Here is a 1,000-nt window from a genome sequence, read left to right as displayed (position 1 = left end):
CATCGAGCGCGCTCAGGCGGGCACGCGCCAGCGCCAGGCCGCGCGCGTCGCCGAGCGCGGCGAAGTACGGTGCGAGCGCGCCCCAGTAGCTGAGCGGGCCCTCGCCGCTGCCCGTGCCGGTGGCCACTGCCACCTTCTCGGGCGGCACGCCGCCTTGCGCGACCTGCGCGGCCATCCCGCGCAGCGCGTCGAGCCAGGGACGGGCCAGCGGATCGGCGGGATTCGCGAGGCCGGCCCACAGGTAGGTGCGGATCGCGTCGTAGCTGCCGAGGTCGCCCGTGCGCGGATCGACCACCACCTGCCCGGCGCGCCAGGCCGCCCAGTCGGGCGCGAAGCCGCGCGGCGAGGCGCCGGCCACCAGCCGCAGGCCGTTCCTGGCGATGGCGTTCCACGGGCCGCCCAGTTCGCCGCCGAGTGCGCGCAGCACCGGCAGCGGCAGGTAGCTCGGGTTCAGGCGCGTCACGTCGCCCTCGACGAAACCCTGCGGGCCCGGCAGCAGCATCGGGCCGAGCCCGGCCAGCTCGACCACCTCGCGGCGCGCGATCTGCGCGGCCAGCGCCGCGCCCAGCGCGCTGTAGTCGAGCACGTGCCAGAGCCGCCCGGCTTCCAGCAGGTCGTAGGCGATCCACAGATCGGCATCGGCCGCCGAGTTCGGATCGAGCACGCCCCAGCCGCCGTCGGCCTTGCGGCCCCACTGCCAGGCGGGCAGGCGCGCGTCCCTGGCGTCGAAATGGCCGCCGGCCAGGTTGGCGCGGGTCCACTCGAGCATGCGCTCGAAGCTGGCGCGATCGTTGGCCGCCAGCGCGAGGAACATGCCGTAGGACTGGCCTTCCGAGGTCGACTGCTGGGCCGGCGTGCTGGCGTCGAACACGCGGCCGTCGGGCTGCACGGTCTGCGCGAGGAAGGCGCGATAGGCGGGCCACTCGCCGCAACGCGGCGCGGCGACGATCGGCGCGGCATTCGCCGGGGGGCGGGCCGCGGCGGCGCGGGCCGGCATCGA

The 1,000-nt window shown here is 76.4% G+C and carries 1 protein-coding gene; it reads right to left on the bottom strand.

The features are described from left to right. A partial coding sequence (bcsZ, locus tag F3J18_RS37490) for a cellulose synthase complex periplasmic endoglucanase BcsZ (protein ID WP_240156528.1) occupies positions 1-997 on the bottom strand: 997 nt, incomplete at its 3' end. Between the last annotated feature and the right edge of the window lie 3 nt (positions 998-1,000).

Source organism: Burkholderia sp. Ax-1720 (assembly GCF_011753035.1).
Taxonomy (GTDB): Bacteria; Pseudomonadota; Gammaproteobacteria; order Burkholderiales; family Burkholderiaceae; genus Burkholderia; species Burkholderia gladioli.
This window is presented reverse-complemented; position numbering and strand designations above follow the sequence as displayed.